Here is an 18373-nt window from a genome sequence, read left to right as displayed (position 1 = left end):
TAGCGTTGGTGGGGGATGATTAGCCCGTACATACGTTTGCGTTCATCAATAGATTACGAAAAAACAACCGGTAGGTAGGAGGGTGTATAAGTGAAGACAAAGATTCATTATGCCTGGATTATTCTGCTTCTTGCTTTTTTTGGTTTATTGGCCACCCAGGGCGCCCGTTTAGCTTTTGGCGCGTTTATTGAACCATGGCAGCACGATTTTGCTGCTGATCGGGGAAGTATCTCCTTCATATCCACGATTAGCTTTATTGTATATGGCCTCTCGCAGCCATTATTCGGAAGACTTATTGAAAAGGTCGGCGTGCGCAGGATATTTTCTTTTAGTGTGCTGTTGGTCGGAATTAGTTTCTTTTTAACGAAGTTCGTGACTTCGACATGGCAGCTCTACATATTGTATGGGATATTAGCTTCCGTAGGGGTTGGCGGAGCCTCTGGCGTGGCTGCATCTGTAGCTGTCACAACGTGGTTCCATAAAAAACGGGGACTGGCCTTCGGAATAATTGAAGCAGGTTTCGGAGCGGGGCAAATGATTATGGTTCCCGCTTCCCTCTACCTGATTGAGGGCCTGGGCTGGCGAACAGCGGTTGTCCTACTGGGTCTTTTTCTCAGCTGTATCGTGTTTCCCATTCTCCTTATTTTCATGCGCTCAACGCCTGCTGATATTAGGCTGCGCCCGTTAGGAGAAGAAGGCCAAAATGGAGAGGTACATAGTAACCGGACTGAAAAAGCCACAAACTTACCGTTGCTTTCTCTATTGTTTATGAAGCCTTTTTGGGGTCTTGTTATCCCCTTTTTTATATGCGGGATGACCACAACCGGTTTAATGGACACCCATCTTGTACCCTTCTGTTATGATCAAGGATTCTCAACCGACATGACCGGGATGGCCGTTGGTGTATTGGCGGCTTTTAATATTGTTGGATCATTGTTTTCAGGCCAGCTTGCAGACCGCTGGGATAACCGCTTCATGCTTGTAGCTTTGTATATGCTTCGCTCTGTGTCGATATTGATTCTGCTGCTCAGCCACCAATCCTTCTGGCTGCTTGTATTCTCGGTTATATTTGGACTTGTCGATTTCGCGACCTCTGTTCCTACCCAGCTGTTGGCTGCCAAATATTTTAAAAATCATTCGGTTGGTTTGATTCTTGGCTTACTCTCTATGGGACACCAGATCGGTTCAGCGGTTGGAGCCTATCTTCCCGGCATGCTCTATACCCGCTCCGGAAACTATCACCTTACTTTTATTATCGCTATCCTGCTGCTTATTCTGGGTTCACTGTTCACTCTGCTGCTTCCGAAACAGTATAATACAATAAGTGAAAAGATCATGGAGCCGGTAAACACAGAAACCAGTGTAAGCTGAACGTAAAAGAAAAACATCGCGGGCCATGCCGCTCTCTCCTTTCCCCTCATAGAAGCTTTTACGGGCGCTTTGTGGAACGATGGGCGGACCGGCAAAACATCTGGGTATCTCAATGATGGAGACAGTTGCCGGTCTTTTCCGCCCTCTGTTCCACACGCTCCACAGGGGGAAAGAAAGGTGCGGACATGCGCCTCACGATGTTTTCTTCGATGTTTCGGGACCGCAGGTCCCATTTAAAAAATCGCTTTACGGACTTCAATACGTTAAAGTCCTATACGATAAACAATCAACACAGCAAGTTTGTCTTCTCCTACCGCATATGCTTCTCGAACTGTTGCCGCACTTCTGCCGGAATCGTTTCTGCCTTATGTAAAGCCTGATTAAAATTCACATAGGTTGATATTCCTTTGGCGCAAAGCGCGCCTTGCTGAAAAAGTTCTTCCTCGACTACAAAACTAGAATTGCCGACTTTGCTGATCCATGTGCGGATTTCCACATCCGCTCCGTAAAAGACCTCTTTCACATAATCCACATTCATATTAACTATCACTGCTCTCCAGTTTGTAAAAGAGAGATCCGGGGTTAATATCCGAAAGATTTCTTCTCTTCCGGCTTCAAACCAAATCGGTATCGTCGTATTATTAATGTGTCCCACGCCATCTGTTTCAGAAACCCGCGGCCGGATAATTGTCGTAAACATACACTGCCTCCCTTCATTTTCTCCTGGGGGTGAAGATTCCTAATTCATATTTTAACAGAAAAATCAGGAAAATGAGGAAAGTTTCCGGAACAGTCGTATGTTTTGGATTCCGATTTGCCACCAGGCATTGCACTAGCTTGATTTCGCCTTATGGCTCGCTTCCTGCAAAAATCGGAATGGACAGATTAAATAAAATACACCTATGGCCCCCAATAAAGTGGCACTAATGGTAACTGTTATGGCCTCGTTGAATAACTCTGCAAACCAGCCTCCCAGGATAGGGCCAATGATTACCCCAATTCCCTCCACGCTTGATAAAATTCCCCATCCCATTCCTTGCTCTTCACTGGGGACATTCTGAGACATAATGGCATTCCATGCAGGAAGTACAGCAGCATAGGACAGCCCTGCCACTACGGCCCACAGTACAGTAAAGTAAATAGAAGAGCTCAGCGTCAGTGAATAGAGAGCAACCGCACAGGCTCCAAACCCAAACACAAGAAACCATTTTCTGCCCCACATGTCAGATAGCTTCCCCATCGGAATGAGCATCAGAACGGCACTGATTCCACCCGCCATCAGAACATAGGAGTATTCACTATAGCTTAGTCTTAAATAGCGGGTAGCGAAATGCGGCAGAATCGGAACAAGCAGTCCGGCAGCTGTCGTTTGTATGATCATGCCGGGAAGCAGTGGCCGCATAGCTTTCAACCGTTCGCCCAAAATCCTAAACTGGGTGGAGATCGGCATTACATCCACCTTAGCGGAACTCGCATGTTTTATTTGGGTCGACACCCCCCATCCTATTCCTAATAGGATAATTAAAAGCCAGTATGAAAGGGTGTAGCTTAAATCGATTAAGAAATTCATGATAACAGGTCCCAGCCCAAGTCCAACCAGCCAGAAGGTATATAACAATCCCATATTTGTAGCCCTATTCTCTTCATTCACGTTGCTTAAGCAAACAATCCATATTGGTGAGATCCCGATTCCATAAAAAGCTGAAGCTGCGATGAGCTGCCAGGCCTGGTGGCAATAAGGAATAATGAACAATCCAACCAGAGAAATAACCAGCCCGATTTGGACGATTAGGCGGAAGGGAAAGTGATCCAACAAGTAGCCAATCACACTTTTAGACAACGTATCAGCCAGATAGTGCGCTGTTACAGCAATACCTACCGCGGAAACACCTAAATGGATCCGATCAGCGGCATACGCGGGTAAATAGGAAAGCAGAAAGGCGCCACGAACAAATTCAACAATAAACAAAACGGCTATGCCCTTTAAAAAGTCTACAGATAGATGAATTCGGTTTAGTTGGCTAATCATGGATTTCACATTCCTTCCATCTGATCTATATAACAGCCACAACTTGGGGCTATCAACTTCCGTTTTACTATGGGTGTCCTCTTTCACTTCCTTTGGGCTTTCTTCTCGTTACACAGAAATAGCTAGCGTTCAAACGAGGAAAGATACTCATCAATAAAGTTTCCCAATATGGGTTTCAGTCATGTATAGAGAAAATCATTTGCGACATTTCACCACTTTTTCACCTTTTTATTGTTTAATGAAAGATATAGAATAACCATAACAAAAAAAGAAAGGTGAAATTCGTTTGAGTCAAAATCGTCGTGCCTTTATACCGGTCATTCTGGTTACGCTTATCAGCGTCCTCCTTATCGCTTACTTTTTTTATACAACATCCAATGCTCCGCGGCCTCATCAGGGAATACATCCGCCAAATGGATCGCATGGCATGCCTCATCCGGATGGTAAGAAGGGGTTTGACTTCACCCTATTTGGCAACATTGCCATTGCGTGTGGAGCTATCAGCTATTGGTGGTTCCTATTTAAGAAAAAGCTTGCTTCTCCTTCTAAACCGTTGAAGAAAGTAGCAAAAAGGCTGTATTCCATACATACATACACAGGTTGGGCTGCGTTGGTTTTCATCATTATTCACGGCGGCTATTATTTAATCACAGATTTTCACAATTCAAAGATTTTCACAGGACTCGCTGCCTTCCTTCTTTTACTAGCGCTGGCCCTTTACGGCTGGCTATATAAACGCGTACGAAATAAATTTATGCGCACATCCCATTTTATTTTGGGGCATATATGGCTTGTAGCGTTGTTAATTCATACTGGCGGTTTCTTCATCTTTATGGTGATCGTTACTTTAGCGTTATGGTTAATTGTACGGTGGGTTGATTTATCAGCCAAAAAAACAGTATCACATTAGACTCTATGACACAGTGAATCCTCCGGGAGCACTGTGTCTTTTAAATCTTTTCATTGCTGATAAAATGCGGTCAAATGTATCAATCAAGAAAACAGTAAACATTGACATGCGTTATGTTATGCAAATTTTACATCATCTACAATGCAAACTATGCAGTATAATAATGTTCATTAGGTGATAGTACCTTGGTTTCCCAAACAATTTTGCTTCCAATTTACCATTAAACCTAGGGAGGCGGTAACATGGAAAAGGAAATTACGGACTTGAAAAAACTCTTAGTGACTACCGCGGCAGAACACAATTTTAACTTTCAACACTCCGAAGTCTTAGCGCTTAGCCAGAAACTTGATATCTTGATTCTGAAATTCCTAAAAAAAATATGAACGCCAATAAATAGCACGGCCCATTTAAAAAAGCCAATTTCCTAAGTTAAGTGGAAATTGGCTTTATGTATTGGCGGAATACGGTGTAGGTTTTCTAGTTGGGATAGTAAATAAGCATGCTTATGCTGGTTAGTGTTTCCCCAGAATTATGATAGGCATGCTCCCTGTCCGCTCTAAATCGGATAGAGTCCCCTTCCTTAATTGTATATTCCTCGTTATTCACACGAACAGTCAACTCGCCACCGAAAACCGTTATAAATTCTTCTGTGCCCTCTGTATGTGCCTCAGCGCTCAAATACCCGCCTTTGTCTATCTCTACTGCATACACTTCAAAGCGTCTGCCCTCTTCAAAAGGAAAGAAGGGATAAAGCCGATATTTACCATTGTCTTCTATAAGAGGTTCAATATCACTGCTACTAACCACAACAGTATCCGGCTGTGGATTATTGATAAGTGAAGTAAAAGAGATTTTTAAACCTTTAGCAATTTTCCACACGGTTGTGATTGTAGGGCTGGACTCGCCGCGTTCAATTTGCCCCAGCATCGTTTTGCTAACCCCTGTCATCTCAGATACTTTTTCAAGACTCAGCTTCTTATTTTCCCGCATCATTTTTAGATTTTTTGCAATGACAAAGTTTATATTCTCCAAACTATCACCCTCTCTTGTGCTATATAGCGTACATATTGTATGATTATAACGTCAGACGTTAAAACGTACATTTGTGCAATTATAACATATTATAAGGAGGTTTCATGAACATTGAATATTGCCGCCTTTTTGTCTTACGTTTTGGTGACAACTTTTACACCGGGGCCCAATAACATTATGTCGATGTCAAATGCAAACAAATACGGTTTCAGAAAGACGCTTAAGTTTATCTTTGGGGTATCTGCCGGGTTTGCTGTAATCATGCTCTTATGCAGTTACTTTAATCTTATCCTGTTTAAGTACATACCAAAAGTGGAGCTCGTTATGAGTATTATCGGGGGGGTTTACATGGTATATCTTGCCGTTAAGATCATGACCAGTAAATCCCATGATGAGCAGGACAACAAGCACAAAAACATCTCTTTTGTATCTGGTCTCGTTTTGCAATTTATTAATCCAAAGGTTATTTTGTACGGTATAACGACCATTTCAACTTTTATCATACCATCTTACCGATCGAGCTTCAGCCTGTTGCTTTTCTCATTATTTCTTGCATTTGTCGGCTTCCTGGCCACTTCATGTTGGGCCCTGTTTGGCGCTCTGTTTCAAAAGTTCTTAGCAAAATATAGGAAGCCATTTAATCTTGCCATGGGGTTGTTGCTCATTTATAGCGCCCTATCGCTCTTCTATTAAGTGAAAGCAAGAGATAAAGGTTCTAAAGCAAACAGCAAAACCCTCAAAATAACCAAAGGGTTAATCTGAGGGTTTTTTCTTATCGGAACAAACTGCTGGCATTTAGGCCAACCACACCTAGAATAACCAGCAGCAGGCTGCCAATTTTTAAAACATTTACGCTTTCATTAAAATACAAAATACCAATCACGCCGATAAGGGCCGTTCCAACTCCGGACCAAATGGCGTAAGCGATCCCTATTTCAATCTTCTTCAAAGCAAATGTTAAAGAACTAAAAGCAAGGATGTAGAAGAAAAACATGAGGATGGACGGCAGTAATTTCTGAAATCCCCCTGACAATTTCATGCATAGTGTCCCAGAGAGTTCAAACAAGATGGCCAAACTTAAATAAAGCCAGCCCATTACGCTTCACGCGCTAACAACCAACGGTCCGGATGATTGGTACAGATTGCAATGCGCTCATCCAAGCTGGCAATGCGCTTCATATCCTGCGGCTCATCAACAGTCCACGCAATAATATCAAGCCCGCGCTCAAACGAACTGCGCACCAGGTTCTCTGTTAAATAGTCATAACCCATGGACAACGCAGATGCACCGGTATAGGCCAGAAGTTCCTCCAGCAGAACAGGGTAACCGTAGATTAGCAAACCTGTTTTGATAGCGGGGGCAATTTGGGTAAATGTCCGCATTGTTTCATGGTTAAAGCTCGTGATGACGATATCCGATTCCATATCGTACCGTTGTACGAGCTCCACAACCTTGTTTTCGATAGCAGGATACCAGTCCCCTGCCCGTTTGATTTCCAGATTTAACTTCGCCTTCCCCCTGGCTTCAATCAGAACCTCTTCAAGGGTGGGAATGGTTTCACCCGTGTACGCCGGATTAAACCAGAAACCCGCATCCAGCTTTTTTAATTCTTCCAGAGTAAAGTCGCCAACTTTTCCTGAACCATTCGTTGTCCGATCCAGGATATAATCGTGAATAATAACGGGCACACCGTCACGGCTCATTTGAACATCCACTTCAATCATGTCAATTTCCGGATGATTGGCTGCCATTCTAATGGCCGCTAACGTATTTTCTGGTGCCTGGCCAGACCATCCCCGGTGAGCAATACACTTGTTATTTCGCATACTAACCTCCTGTTAAAAAGAGACTGCTGTCGCAACAGCAGCCCCTTAATGTTGTGTTATCTTTGCAGCAATTGTGTGCCTTTGTCTGCGGCATCTTTCAACGCATCAGCAGGGGAAGCCTGACCAAGAATCGCTTTCTGCACATCATTCATAATCACTTCTTGCAGCTCCTTATAACCAGGTGAAGCTGGACGAGGCTGCGCGTGTTTCAATTGATCAACCGCAACCTTGAATTGTGGATGCTGGGTGAAGAATTGTTTCATTTCTGGACTGTCGATAGCAGATTGGCGCACAGGCATATACCCTGTTTGCTCGGATACTTTAATCGTTTGCTCTTTGTCTGTCATATATTTAATGAATTTCCATGCGGCATCTTTCTTCTGTGATTTGGCCAGCATAACCAGGTTGGCTCCGCCAGCAGCTACGCCATAGTTGTCTTTTTTCGGTAAAAACGCAGTTCCTACGTTGAATTTCGCCTTATCTAAAAGCATATTTAAGCTGCCTGTTGAATCAAAGATCATGGCTGCTTTTCCATTGATAAAATCATTGTCTGCAGCTTCCCACGCATCATATTTAGCTCCCGGAGGCATTTTCATGCTTCCTTCGGCAATCATATCTTTCCAGTAGGCGATTGGCGCAATCCCCTGCGGTGTGTCAACCAGAGCTTGTTTTCCATCCTGGCTCAATATTTTTCCGCCGTTTTCAAACACCATCGCTTCATAGAACCAGATATCAATAGGAGTGGAGAATCCCCATTCCTGTCCCTTCTTGGACAGCTTCTGCGAATACGTTCTTAACTCATCCCATGTTTTCGGTCCGTTCGGATCTAAGCCTGCAGCTTTTAGTTTATCTTTATTAATGTACAGCAGAGGCGTAGAACGGTTAAATGGAATACCGTACAATTTGTTGTTCCAATAAGAGTTGCCTAGAAGTCCTGGAACGAAGTCCTTTTGATCCGTTCCGTTTTTGCCTGTGAGGTAAGGTGTTAAATCCTCCAGCGCGCCTTTATCAGCAAAAGAAGCCATGGAAGCAACCTCGATTTGTGTTACATCAGGCTGGTTGCCAGCAGCGATTGCGGACAAAACCTTTGCATGGTTGGCATAATAATCGCCTTGAAAAGAAGCGTTGACTTGAACTTCTTTTTGCGAATGGTTAAAATCGTCCACCATTTTCTTAACGACTTCTCCATTCTTGCCGCTCATCGCATACCAGAAATTGATGGTTGTGGGGCCATTGGCTGAACCGGCTGAGCCCGATTGTGAGCCTTGCTGGCCAGCAGGCGCACAACCCGCCAACATCGTTCCAGCTACCAAAACGGAAGAAAAAATAGATAGAATTGCTTTTTTCACGTGGATACCCTCCAAATAAATGTTATTTAACACCTGAATAAACAAATGCTTTGATAATCTGCCGCTGCGCAAAGAAAAAGGCGATTAAAATCGGAACAACCAGAATCATATTACCAGCCATGACAACGTTCCAGGCCACTCCCCCTTCCGATGATTTTAATCTTGCAATTCCTACAGGAAGGGTTCTGACCATATCCTGATTCGTCATGACCAGCGTCCAGAAATAGTCGTTCCAGTGATAAATGAAACTAAACAATCCAAATGTGACAAGAACAGGACGTGCCATGGGGACCATGATCTTCCATAGAATTTTCCACTCACTTGCCTGGTCCAGCCGGGCTGCTTCTATTACTTCTTCCGGCACCTGTTTAAACGTTTGCCGAAGCATAAAGATTCCAAAACCGCTTGCGGCATACGGTAAAATAAGAGGCGCGTAGGTGTTGATTAATCCCCATCCACTCATCTGTATAAAGACAGGCAGGAATGTGATCTGGGGCGGAATCATGAGTGCAATAAGCGTAAGGCCAAATAAAATCTGCGCACCCTTAAATTTAAACCGGGCAAATGCGTATGCAGCTGGAATCCCGGTTAGAAGCTGCAGGATAAGAATTGATAATGTGACAAGCACACTGTTGATAAAATAGGTCATAAACGGCCCGGCCTGCCATGCCTGGGCAAAGTTTTCCCAGTGAAAGGTTGAGGGAATCCATTTAGGAGGAAACACAGTGGTTTCAACCAGGCTTTTAACTGAAGTCAGTATCATCCAGACAAAGGGAAACAGAAAAATCAACGCCACAAGTGCAAAACCTACCCACTCTATACCTTTTGCCGATAATCGAAGTAAGCTCATCTTTTTCACCCCCCAACTTAACGATAATGGACACGGCTGGATAAGAATTTAAAGTGAAACAGCGTCACAATGGCCACCAGTATAAGAAGGATAACGCCGGCAGCCGAAGCGTAGCCAATTTTAAAGAAATCAAAGCCGTATTGATAAATGTAGTAAACCAGCATATTGGTACTGTTCACGGGACCACCCTGTGTCATAATCTGCACCGTATCAAACACCTGGAAGGAGTTGATGGTATTGATAATAAGAAGAAAAAATAATGTCGGCGATAGCATCGGAATGGTAATCCGCGTTAACTTCCTCCACCACGGCGTCCGGTCGATCAGTGCCGCTTCATAAATTTCTTTCGGAATGCTTTGCAGCCCGGCGATAAAAATCAGCGTGTTATAGCCGATGTGTTTCCACACATTCACCAACACAAGCGAATATAGAGCCGATCCGGTGTCAGCTAACCACTTGGACGGCGGAAGCCCAACTAAAGAGAAAACCCAATTTAACAGCCCATACTGTGGATCCATCATCCACATCCACAGAAGCGAGATCGATACGAGTGAAATAATATAAGGCGTGAAAATAGCACCCTGTAAAAACCGGTAGATCCATCCTTTTTTGTTTAGCCAAAGAGCGAAAAGCAAAGACAAAAAGATAGAGATGATGACGGTAAGAATGGTATAAACAATTGTGTTAGAGAACACTTTCCAGAACTCATCACTGTGAAATAAATCTTGATAGTTCTGCAGCCCAACAAACTTCTTTTCAGGGCTTATCAAATCCCACGATGTAAAACTCAGATAAATCATGTAAAAGATAGGATAGATAAAAAATAGCAGAAAAATGACCATGGCTGGCGTGGTATACAGATAAGGAGTCCAGCGCCTCATCTTCGGCTTCCCCCTTCGTCAAAACCGCAAAGAGAATCCATTGGAAGTTCGACTTTTACATGCGCTCCATTCGCAAACGGCAATTCCCCGTGAGCTTTAACGACAAAGCGTCCAATGGAAGAGTCAATGTAGAAAAGTGTTTCCGACCCTAACATTTCTCTGGCTGCAACCGTTCCCTGTACATATAGCGAATGCCCATTTGGCCGTGAATCCTGCGCATCCTGAATATGCATGTTTTCCGGACGGATGCCTACTTTTGCCGCACCGTTGAGGTTAACGCCTACTTGTTTGGCAGAAAAGATATTCATCGGCGGGCTTCCAATGAATTGCGCTACGAATTCATTAGCAGGTTTATGGTAAACATCGGTCGGCATCGCCGCTTGCTGAATGACGCCCTTGTTCATAATCACAATCTGATCGCCTAACGACATGGCTTCCACCTGATCGTGCGTTACGTAGATAAATGTAGCCTTGAGCTTCTGATGCAGTTCCATTAATTCAAAGCGCATTTGCTGGCGAAGCTGGGCATCCAGATTCGATAATGGTTCGTCCATCAGGAAGACCTTTGGTTTTTTTACCATGGCTCTGGCGAGTGCTACCCGTTGGCGCTGCCCACCGGATAGCTCGGATGGCTTCCTTGATAAGTAATCGGTGAGGCCAACCGTATCCGCCATCTCCTGAACCATCGCTTCCCGGTCGGCTTTAGGGACCTTGCGATTCTTTAACCCGAATTCAATATTTTCCTTGACCGTCATGGTAGGATACAGCGCATAATTCTGAAATACCATCGCAATATCCCGTTTGCCGGCGTCAAGTTGATTCACCTTCTGGCCATCAATCAGGATCTCTCCGCTAGTAGAATGCTCTAGCCCGGCAATCATCCGCAAGGTAGTGGATTTTCCACAACCAGAGGGTCCTACCAGAACTGTAAAGGAGCCGGAGGGAATGGTCAGATTGATATTTGGAATCACGTCTTTTCCATCAAAAGTCTTCTTAATATCTTTCAAAACTACTTGTGACAAGATGCTTCCCCCTCACTCTTTTCAATACGTTAAATTAAACAGAAGCGTTTGATATAGCTTAGCTGTCGCCATTTATATGAACTCCCCATAAAGCTGGATTCCCGGTTGAAACCGCAATGGCCCCATGTTTTAAAGGTTCTTTCATCTCTTCCGCTGTTGAGATGAGACCACCGGTAATAATGGGTATATCCGTCAGCGTTTTGACCTTCTCAATCATCGTAGGTATAATGCCAGGCATCAATTCAATGGCATCCGGTTTGACGGTATTGCACATTTCAACTCCATGCTGCAACGCATCCGAATCAACCAGAAAAACCCGTTGAATCGTACGCAAGCCAAGCTTATTCGCCTGCTTAATTATCGAGCTCTTCGTGCTGATAACACCTGTTGGTTTCACATAGGAAGCTATGAAATCAAGCCCTTCCCGGTCCACCTGAAGTCCGCCAATCTTCTCCAGGTGAAGAAAGACAAACCGGCCTTTTGAAAGGAACAAATCTACATATCGCTTAATGACACCGATATTTCCCGTGAGTAAGAATACACCGCTCACATCGTTTTCAAGTGCCCTTTCTAAATGCTTATTATATTTAATCGATGCGATTTTTCTGTGTGTCTTGATTTGCTCGTACAATTCTTGCTGATTCACAGAAAGCCCAGCTCCTTCTATGGACAAAAAATAAAGAACCCATAGTAACAGAAAAAGCTCCAAACAAGCTTCACTCATACTATAGGTTCTCCAATTTCTCCGCCCAAAAGTGTATCTACTTGTCACTTATAATAATAGTCTGCATATGTTAAGAGAATTTATGAGAAATATAAAGTAAAGACTTCTTTTCTATTAAGAAGTTGTAAAATGTAGACCTAAAAGGTTGATCACTATACACGATTTTCTATTCCTTCCATTTGCTTATTGCTTTCAGAGCAAAACACCGATTAGGCATAAATCACTTGGTTTGTGAATAATAGAATTAAGAATAGACCAGAAGAAGGAGTTTATAAACCATGAAGAGATTACCCGCTGTCCTCTGTACACTGCTATTATTTCCGTTAATCATTTTAAGCGGCTGCAGCAGTACTTCTGTAACGAAAACAGACAAACCCTTAACGCTAAATCAGCAGACAGACTTCAAATCACCAAACAGCCACCCTGCTTTATCGTCACCAGCAGTAGCATCAAAAGCTGTACATGCCACCCTGAGTGAGAATGATAAACGTTTTATTAAAGGAATAAAGGCTTCACTTCACCACGCACAGCAAGTGATCAGCCAGCTAAAAATAATAGTTTCCACAAGCCAGCAGACAGATGAATTAGATGCGGCCCAGGAGAATATGAATTCTGCCAAACGCGAGATTCTTTATATTTGGAACCAGATCCATAATGAATACCAGCCTGATGGAACGAATCTCAAAAAGATAAAAACTGCATATGAGAATATACTGATGGACTATAGAAAGGGATTAAGTATCCAAATTCAGGGGATAGAAACGACCGGCGGAACCCGGGTTATGGAAGGACTTCAATTAACAGACAAAGCAGAGGAAGATTTAAATAAGCTTTCCACAACGATTATCAAGCTTGGTTAAAGTAAGGCGTAAGCTTCTTAGTGAGTTGCAACGCAGTAATTACTACAAAAATTAAGCAGAAGTACCCCTTTCGATAGCAAAGGTAATAAAAAGGCGGCGCAACGGGTAAAGATAAATAACCAGGTTATAGGAGGGAAAAAGATGAAAATACCAGCTAGGTTTATCTTTTCCGCATCTCTAGTAGCGGGTTCGATATTTTCCAGCGTTACATTTACTGCAACCCAGGCAATGGCTGCCTCTGTTGTACAAGCACCAACCGCACAACAGTCCGCAAGCAGCGAGCAGTTTTTACAGCAAACCCGCCAGCTTGCTTCTAAAGGAAAGGTATCCAACAGCGAGTTTGGATTAGGAACGAATAAGAGTGTAATCCTTAAAAAATGGGGACAGCCTGACTATCAGGACACCTGGACTATCAGCTACACAAATCGCGGCGTTATATTTGATATCGATCCACAAAGCGGTGTTGTGAACGCGATCATATCGCGGGATCCTAAAATAAAAAAAATTCCCACCTCTGCCGTAAAAAAAGCGCTCGGCTCTCCTGCTTATGCCGACCACGGAATGGGCCATGTAAATCTCGTGTATGACAATACAGGAACAGGAGTCGGGAAAAATGAAATCATTTATCACGGCGCTTCCGGCTCTCCTGAAGCAGGCTATAACTTATCGTATATTCAACTCTCAAAAAAGTAAAAGCGTAAATGCCAATCGGTGTGGAAAAAGGCATCCGAATAATTCTATTTGGATGCCCACCTCGGAGAGGTGTACTTAAGACTATAGACAAATCCAAAGAAAACTGATTTGTCTATAGTCTTTTTTGTAATTTAAGTTTATTGGATGATGCAAATGTTAACGAAAAATACTGCAATTGTGACCCATTAAACAATTACAGTAGAACAACTGGTGCCTGACTGCCAATTTCATTGCCAATTCTCTTTTTCGCTTTTGCCAAATAATACATGAGTACAGTTGATATCTTACGACACTATTCGAATATCCAGATTCCATACTGCATAAAGATTCCTTAGCAGAAAATACTCCTTTATTCCCTGTCCACATGGTCATCACTCGACACGGAAAGGAACGATAACGTGATTAAGGTCTTCCTTTCAGGTATTTTTGCGTTCATTGCAACGAATGTTGATGACCTTTTTATATTGGTCACTTTATTTTCTCAAACAAATGATAAACTCCATAAAAAGCACATTGTTGTAGGTCAATATCTCGGCTTCTCGGCATTAATATTGGTAAGTTTACTTGCATCTTTAGGAGCATTATTCATCCCGAAACAGTGGATTGGTCTTTTAGGCTTTCTTCCCCTTTACATGGCTTACAAACTTTGGAGAGAGCATGGAACCGAGGAAAAAAAGGAAGATGATCTGAATCTTGAAATACAAGATGGTTTGAAACCAACTTCCTTTTGGCGTGCATTTATAAACCGAAACACTTATAAAGTTGCTACCATTACGTTTGCAAACTGCTCAGATAACTTTGCTATCTACATACCTATTTTTTCATCTGCTTCTCTTTGGGGACTCGCCTTTATCGTTTCCGAGTTTATGTTATTACTTGGAATATGGTGTTATCTCGGCTTTTTCTTTACCAAGCATCCTGTTGTTGCAAAAACGGTTGAAAAATACGGGCACATTTTACTTCCATTTGTGTTAGTCTTTTTAGGGATTTACATCATTATTAGTAGCGAAACCTTCAAATTGTTAGGACTATAAAATTATTGCTACTGTAATGGTAGACTTTTTTCTATGCATAAATCGACTTTAAAATTTAACAGAGTTAGGGTCATTAGTAAAACAATATGAAGAACTACCTATCGAGCACCAGTTGAACTGGAACTGCAACGACCAATCCTTCTTGGACTTTTTCCTTCACTTCTGGAATTATACTTTGAATCGTTTCTGCCTTGCCGACTGATTCAATCATGATAGGAACATGAGAGGAAAAAGAAAAGATAGACTGCTTATGGGTAACATGATCTTTCCCAAATCCCTCTATTCCTTTGCTAACCGTAGACCAAATTAGCTTATGATTCCTTAAAAGTTGAAGAATTTCTTCGTGCAAAGTACTGATTTGTAAGGTTTTGACGGTTTCTCTGTTTATTACAGATTTATGGCTCCAAAATAAAGAAGGCATAGGTGAAATACCCAAACCCTCTTGCATTCACTTACCTTCTAATATTTAATAATCGCAAAGCATTAAATGTGACAATTAAAGTTGCTCCCATATCTGCAAAAATCGCAAACCAAAGTGTAAGCCAACCTGGAATTAGTAAAAGTAACGCAACAGCTTTAATTACGAGTGAAAAAGAGATGTTTTGTTTAATGATCAACAGAGCCTTTCGACTTAATTGAATGGTAAACGGCAATTTTCCCAAATCATCTGCCATCAAAACGATATCTGCCGTTTCCAATGCCGCATCCGTCCCGGCCCCTCCCATCGCAATTCCAACCGTTGCCGTAGTAAGGGCAGGAGCGTCGTTTACTCCATCTCCAACCATCGCTATCTTGTGATGTGTTTTTTTCAACTCTTTGATGGCTTCCAATTTATCTTGGGGCAACAGTTCTGCCCTAATGTCTTCAATCCCCAACCCATTACCAATGACATTAGCTGTGTCACGATTATCACCTGTTAACATAACCGTTTTTTTTATGCCAGCAGCACGAAGTTTTCCTATAGCTTCTTTGCTTATTGGACGTACTTCATCAGCTACAGCAATAATGGCAAGTATAGTTTCTTTTGTCCCCAAAGCCATAACTGTTTTTCCCTGCTGTTGTAACTGTTCAATTTGGTGTTTGACCTGTACGATCCCTTTTGGAAGCATTTCCTCAAATAAACGGGGACTCCCAATAAAATATTCTTGTCCTTTAACGATTCCCTTAATCCCTTTGCCAGTTAGCGATGCAAAGTCTTCAACCTGATAGTCCGCCTTAGACAGCTTCCTTGCGTCGGCTTTACGAATGATAGCCGAAGCTAGTGGATGTTGGGAGCCCTTCTCCAGGGCTGAAGCAATCGATAAGAACTCATCAACATAATCGTTTTGCAACGTAATAAAGTCGGTAACCTCTGGTATTCCTTTCGTTAGCGTGCCTGTTTTGTCAAAAGCCACCGCTGATAAGGAACCCATTTCTTCTAAGTGAATCCCACCTTTGATAAGAACTCCATTTCGAGCTGCATTCCCAATCGCCGTTACAATGGCTACGGGTGTAGAGACAACTAAGGCACACGGACATCCCACCACCAATACAGCTAATCCTTCGTAAATCCATTTACTCCATTCACCATGGAAAAATAAAGGAGGCACCAGAGCCATCGCTAATGCCAGGACGATAATAGCAGGGGTATAGTATTTAGCAAACCGATCCACAAAAGCTTGCGAGGGAGCACGCTCAGCTTGTGCCTCTTCAACAAGATGAATGATTTTTGCAAGTGTCGTATCCTCCACCGTCTTGGTCACTTCCACTTCAAGAAGTCCTTCTTCATTTAATGTCCCAGCAAATACTTCATCGCCCATTTTTTTTGAGACAGGTGTCGATTCACCTGTAATTGCAGCCTGATTCACAGAGGAGTGACCTTTAACCACTTTTCCATCCATAGCGAGTTTCTGACCTGGTTTTACGATCATAATGTCGCCTACCCTCATGTCATCGACAGGGATAGAAATCTCCTTGCCGCCCTGCCTTATCACAGCTTCTTTTGGTGCAATGTCCAATAAAGTTGTAATGGATTGACGGGATTTTTCCATAGAAAAAGCCTCTAAAGCTTCACTGATAGCAAATAGGATAACAACCGTTGCCCCTTCTTCCCAATCGCCTATGGTAATCGCACCTAAAATCGCAATGGTCATTAAGGTATTCATATCGAACCGAAAGCGTAAAAGGTTTCGTATTCCTTTTACAAATAGGGTATAGCCACCGATAAGTATGGAGGCAGCAAATCCTAATGAAGCAACATTACCAGCAAACTGATTTTGAATGAACCAGGCTAGTATTAGAAGAATGAGTGACAACCCAATCCGTATATACGTTTTGTTTTTCCAGAAAGGTACTTTTTCAACAACCAGATGCTTTTCAGGTGTTAATTTCAAGTTTTCAAAAGAGCCAGCTTTCTCAAGTTCCTCAAGAGTGGTGTCTCCGAAAACGGTTATTTTGGCGGCGCCAAAATTAATTTTCGCATCTGTAATGCCAGGTAATTCTTTTACGTTCCGCTCAAACTGAGCAGCACAGCCCGTTCAAGTAAAACCTTGCACCCGATATACTTCCTTTTTCACTTTCTTGGTTGCTGTCTCCATTTAGGCACTCACCCCCTCATTCGAGTTAATGGATAATGATACAAGTGTCTTTATTTGTTCATTAACCAGTGAATAAAACACCAATTTACCTTCTTTACGGTAAGTAGCAATTCCACTATTCCGTAGTAGACGAAGGTGATGAGAAGCCGTAGCTAAAGTAGAACCAATAATGTTGGCTACATCACAAACACATAGCTCTTCTTCTTCGCACAGTGCATGTATGATCTTTAATCGCGTTTCGTCGCCTAATAGTTTAAACAGTTGCGAAACATGTCTGAGGTTATTCTCTTCGATTTTGGCTTTTACGCGATTCACCTTGTCTTCGTCATAACAAAATACTTCGCAACAATCGTTTGCCATGGATTCACCCCTTCACTCTAATATCCTTTTGATTATTAGTATATAGGAAGGCCGTACTCAGTCAAATAATGATTTGAATGTGCAATCCATATATACACAAACCATGTAAGCCTTGTTTTTTTCGATACCTAGCAAAGAGAAAGGCTCGCAGTGCATTTTATCGATCATAAGCACCACAAAAAGCAGCTGAATCACATATCTATTACCGGTGAATAATAATCCGATCCACGGTGAGAATAGACAATTCAAGGACGTTATTAGGGTCATGGTTACTGCTGATTGGATATAGCTCCAATGTCTGTATGTTTTACGGCAGAATCATCTTTACTTCCAATTGCCTGACCTATGGTTACACTCGCCGCGGTAGCAAAACCAGAACCAATTGCTGGTATCTACGGTCTCCCCTATTTAAAGAACTTATAAGCAACTGTTGATAACCATACAACCAGTACTATCCATACGAGGATAATTAAGCTGCCCACAAACCAGTTTTTCGGCTTCCCATTTTTCATCATTTCCCCAGCTTTAACTTTACAATCCGAAATAATAGGTTCCGGTATCAATTTAATAGCTAACATGATACCTAATGGGACTATTATTACATCATCTAGATAACCTAATATTGGGATAAAATCCGGAATTAGATCGATTGGACTGAAAGCATACGCGACGACACAAACAGCAATTACTTTGGCAACCCATGGTGTCCGTTTATCCTTAGTAGCTAAATAAAGTATAAAAACCTGCCTTTTTAAACTCTTGGCCCATATCTTCAACTTTTTAATCAAATGCTTTCACTCCTTTGAAGTAATTAGGGAACCAGAACATACAGCATTCGCATAAATTTAAATGGAT

At 42.5% G+C, this 18373-nt stretch carries 21 protein-coding genes; 7 read left to right on the top strand and 14 right to left on the bottom strand.

Translation table 11 applies throughout. The annotated features are described in order from the left end of the window. Window positions 1-90: 90 nt before the first annotated feature. Window positions 91-1371: an MFS transporter gene (locus PP175_RS02540; protein ID WP_272441306.1), complete on the top strand. Its 1281-nt coding sequence runs from the start codon at window positions 91-93 to the stop codon at window positions 1369-1371. A gap of 310 nt (window positions 1372-1681) precedes the next feature. On the opposite strand, the gene PP175_RS02535 is transcribed toward PP175_RS02540, so the two are convergent. Both PP175_RS02535 and PP175_RS02530 read right to left on the bottom strand, forming a co-directional pair. After that, the gene (locus PP175_RS02535; protein WP_272441305.1) at window positions 1682-2071 is read right to left on the bottom strand and encodes an acyl-CoA thioesterase; all 390 of its coding nucleotides are present in this window, start codon (window positions 2069-2071) and stop codon (window positions 1682-1684) included. Window positions 2072-2203: 132 nt separating this feature from the next. Beyond that, window positions 2204-3400, bottom strand: a complete 1197-nt coding sequence (locus tag PP175_RS02530) for an MFS transporter (RefSeq protein WP_272441304.1) — start codon at window positions 3398-3400, stop codon at window positions 2204-2206. A gap of 286 nt (window positions 3401-3686) precedes the next feature. Between PP175_RS02530 and PP175_RS02525 the strand changes: the two genes are divergently transcribed. Together PP175_RS02525 and PP175_RS02520 are read left to right on the top strand one after the other, a co-directional pair. Continuing rightward, window positions 3687-4310, top strand: coding sequence for a hypothetical protein (locus PP175_RS02525; RefSeq protein ID WP_272441303.1), 624 nt, complete (start codon window positions 3687-3689; stop codon window positions 4308-4310). 242 nt (window positions 4311-4552) lie between these two features. After that, window positions 4553-4693: an aspartyl-phosphate phosphatase Spo0E family protein gene (locus PP175_RS02520; protein WP_272441302.1), complete on the top strand. Its 141-nt coding sequence runs from the start codon at window positions 4553-4555 to the stop codon at window positions 4691-4693. Window positions 4694-4787: 94 nt separating this feature from the next. Here the strand turns inward: PP175_RS02520 and PP175_RS02515 are convergent, their stop codons facing one another. Continuing rightward, window positions 4788-5342 carry a helix-turn-helix domain-containing protein gene (locus tag PP175_RS02515; protein WP_272441301.1) on the bottom strand — a complete coding sequence of 185 codons (555 nt, stop codon included), beginning with the start codon at window positions 5340-5342 and terminating at the stop codon, window positions 4788-4790. A 111-nt stretch (window positions 5343-5453) separates the two neighbouring features. Here PP175_RS02515 and PP175_RS02510 point away from each other — a divergent pair, with 111 nt between their 5' ends. After that, window positions 5454-6035 carry a LysE family transporter gene (locus PP175_RS02510; protein ID WP_272441300.1) on the top strand — a complete coding sequence of 194 codons (582 nt, stop codon included), beginning with the start codon at window positions 5454-5456 and terminating at the stop codon, window positions 6033-6035. A 79-nt stretch (window positions 6036-6114) separates the two neighbouring features. Here PP175_RS02510 and PP175_RS02505 read toward each other — a convergent pair whose 3' ends face one another. The 7 genes from PP175_RS02505 to PP175_RS02475 are packed head-to-tail and all read right to left on the bottom strand — an operon-like array spanning window position 6115 to window position 11917. Then, complete coding sequence (locus tag PP175_RS02505; protein ID WP_272441299.1) at window positions 6115-6438, bottom strand: DMT family transporter; 324 nt, start codon at window positions 6436-6438, stop codon at window positions 6115-6117. Further along, window positions 6438-7169, bottom strand: a complete 732-nt coding sequence (locus PP175_RS02500) for a glycerophosphodiester phosphodiesterase (RefSeq protein ID WP_272441298.1) — start codon at window positions 7167-7169, stop codon at window positions 6438-6440. The genes PP175_RS02505 and PP175_RS02500 overlap by 1 nt, the downstream gene beginning before the upstream one ends. A 56-nt stretch (window positions 7170-7225) precedes the next feature. Then, the gene (locus PP175_RS02495; protein ID WP_272441297.1) at window positions 7226-8518 is read right to left on the bottom strand and encodes an ABC transporter substrate-binding protein; all 1293 of its coding nucleotides are present in this window, start codon (window positions 8516-8518) and stop codon (window positions 7226-7228) included. A gap of 22 nt (window positions 8519-8540) precedes the next feature. After that, window positions 8541-9368, bottom strand: coding sequence for a carbohydrate ABC transporter permease (locus PP175_RS02490; RefSeq protein ID WP_272441296.1), 828 nt, complete (start codon window positions 9366-9368; stop codon window positions 8541-8543). A gap of 17 nt (window positions 9369-9385) precedes the next feature. Further along, a complete protein-coding gene (locus PP175_RS02485; RefSeq protein WP_272441295.1) occupies window positions 9386-10249 on the bottom strand; it encodes a carbohydrate ABC transporter permease in 864 nt (287 codons plus the stop codon). Further along, window positions 10246-11271 (bottom strand): ABC transporter ATP-binding protein, encoded by a 1026-nt coding sequence (locus PP175_RS02480; protein ID WP_272441294.1) that lies wholly within the window; start codon window positions 11269-11271, stop codon window positions 10246-10248. The genes PP175_RS02485 and PP175_RS02480 overlap by 4 nt, the downstream gene beginning before the upstream one ends. A gap of 58 nt (window positions 11272-11329) precedes the next feature. Beyond that, the gene (locus tag PP175_RS02475; protein WP_272441293.1) at window positions 11330-11917 is read right to left on the bottom strand and encodes a glycerol-3-phosphate responsive antiterminator; all 588 of its coding nucleotides are present in this window, start codon (window positions 11915-11917) and stop codon (window positions 11330-11332) included. Window positions 11918-12273: 356 nt separating this feature from the next. Between PP175_RS02475 and PP175_RS02470 the strand changes: the two genes are divergently transcribed. From PP175_RS02470 to PP175_RS02460, 3 genes are all read left to right on the top strand, one after another. Further along, window positions 12274-12855: a hypothetical protein gene (locus PP175_RS02470; protein ID WP_272441292.1), complete on the top strand. Its 582-nt coding sequence runs from the start codon at window positions 12274-12276 to the stop codon at window positions 12853-12855. A 141-nt stretch (window positions 12856-12996) separates the two neighbouring features. Beyond that, on the top strand, window positions 12997-13548 hold the full coding sequence (locus tag PP175_RS02465; protein ID WP_272441291.1) for a DUF4309 domain-containing protein: 552 nt from the start codon (window positions 12997-12999) through the stop codon (window positions 13546-13548). 398 nt (window positions 13549-13946) lie between these two features. Beyond that, a complete protein-coding gene (locus PP175_RS02460; RefSeq protein ID WP_272441290.1) occupies window positions 13947-14582 on the top strand; it encodes a cadmium resistance transporter in 636 nt (211 codons plus the stop codon). A gap of 94 nt (window positions 14583-14676) precedes the next feature. On the opposite strand, the gene PP175_RS02455 is transcribed toward PP175_RS02460, so the two are convergent. The 4 genes from PP175_RS02455 to PP175_RS02440 form a co-directional block, all read right to left on the bottom strand. Then, window positions 14677-15030 (bottom strand): DUF190 domain-containing protein, encoded by a 354-nt coding sequence (locus PP175_RS02455; RefSeq protein WP_272441289.1) that lies wholly within the window; start codon window positions 15028-15030, stop codon window positions 14677-14679. Between the two features lie 4 nt (window positions 15031-15034). Continuing rightward, window positions 15035-17158 (bottom strand): heavy metal translocating P-type ATPase, encoded by a 2124-nt coding sequence (locus PP175_RS02450; RefSeq protein WP_272441288.1) that lies wholly within the window; start codon window positions 17156-17158, stop codon window positions 15035-15037. Continuing rightward, a complete protein-coding gene (locus PP175_RS02445; protein WP_272441287.1) occupies window positions 17159-17518 on the bottom strand; it encodes an ArsR/SmtB family transcription factor in 360 nt (119 codons plus the stop codon). It lies immediately after the preceding gene. Between the two features lie 404 nt (window positions 17519-17922). Beyond that, entirely contained in the window at window positions 17923-18306 is a 384-nt protein-coding gene (locus PP175_RS02440; RefSeq protein ID WP_272441286.1) for a YkvA family protein, read from the bottom strand. Between the last annotated feature and the right edge of the window lie 67 nt (window positions 18307-18373).

It is taken from the genome of Aneurinibacillus sp. Ricciae_BoGa-3, from assembly GCF_028421645.1.
Taxonomy (GTDB): domain Bacteria; phylum Bacillota; class Bacilli; order Aneurinibacillales; family Aneurinibacillaceae; genus Aneurinibacillus_B.
The sequence above is the reverse complement of the archived record's forward strand: the minus strand, read 5'-3'. Positions and strand labels throughout refer to the sequence as shown.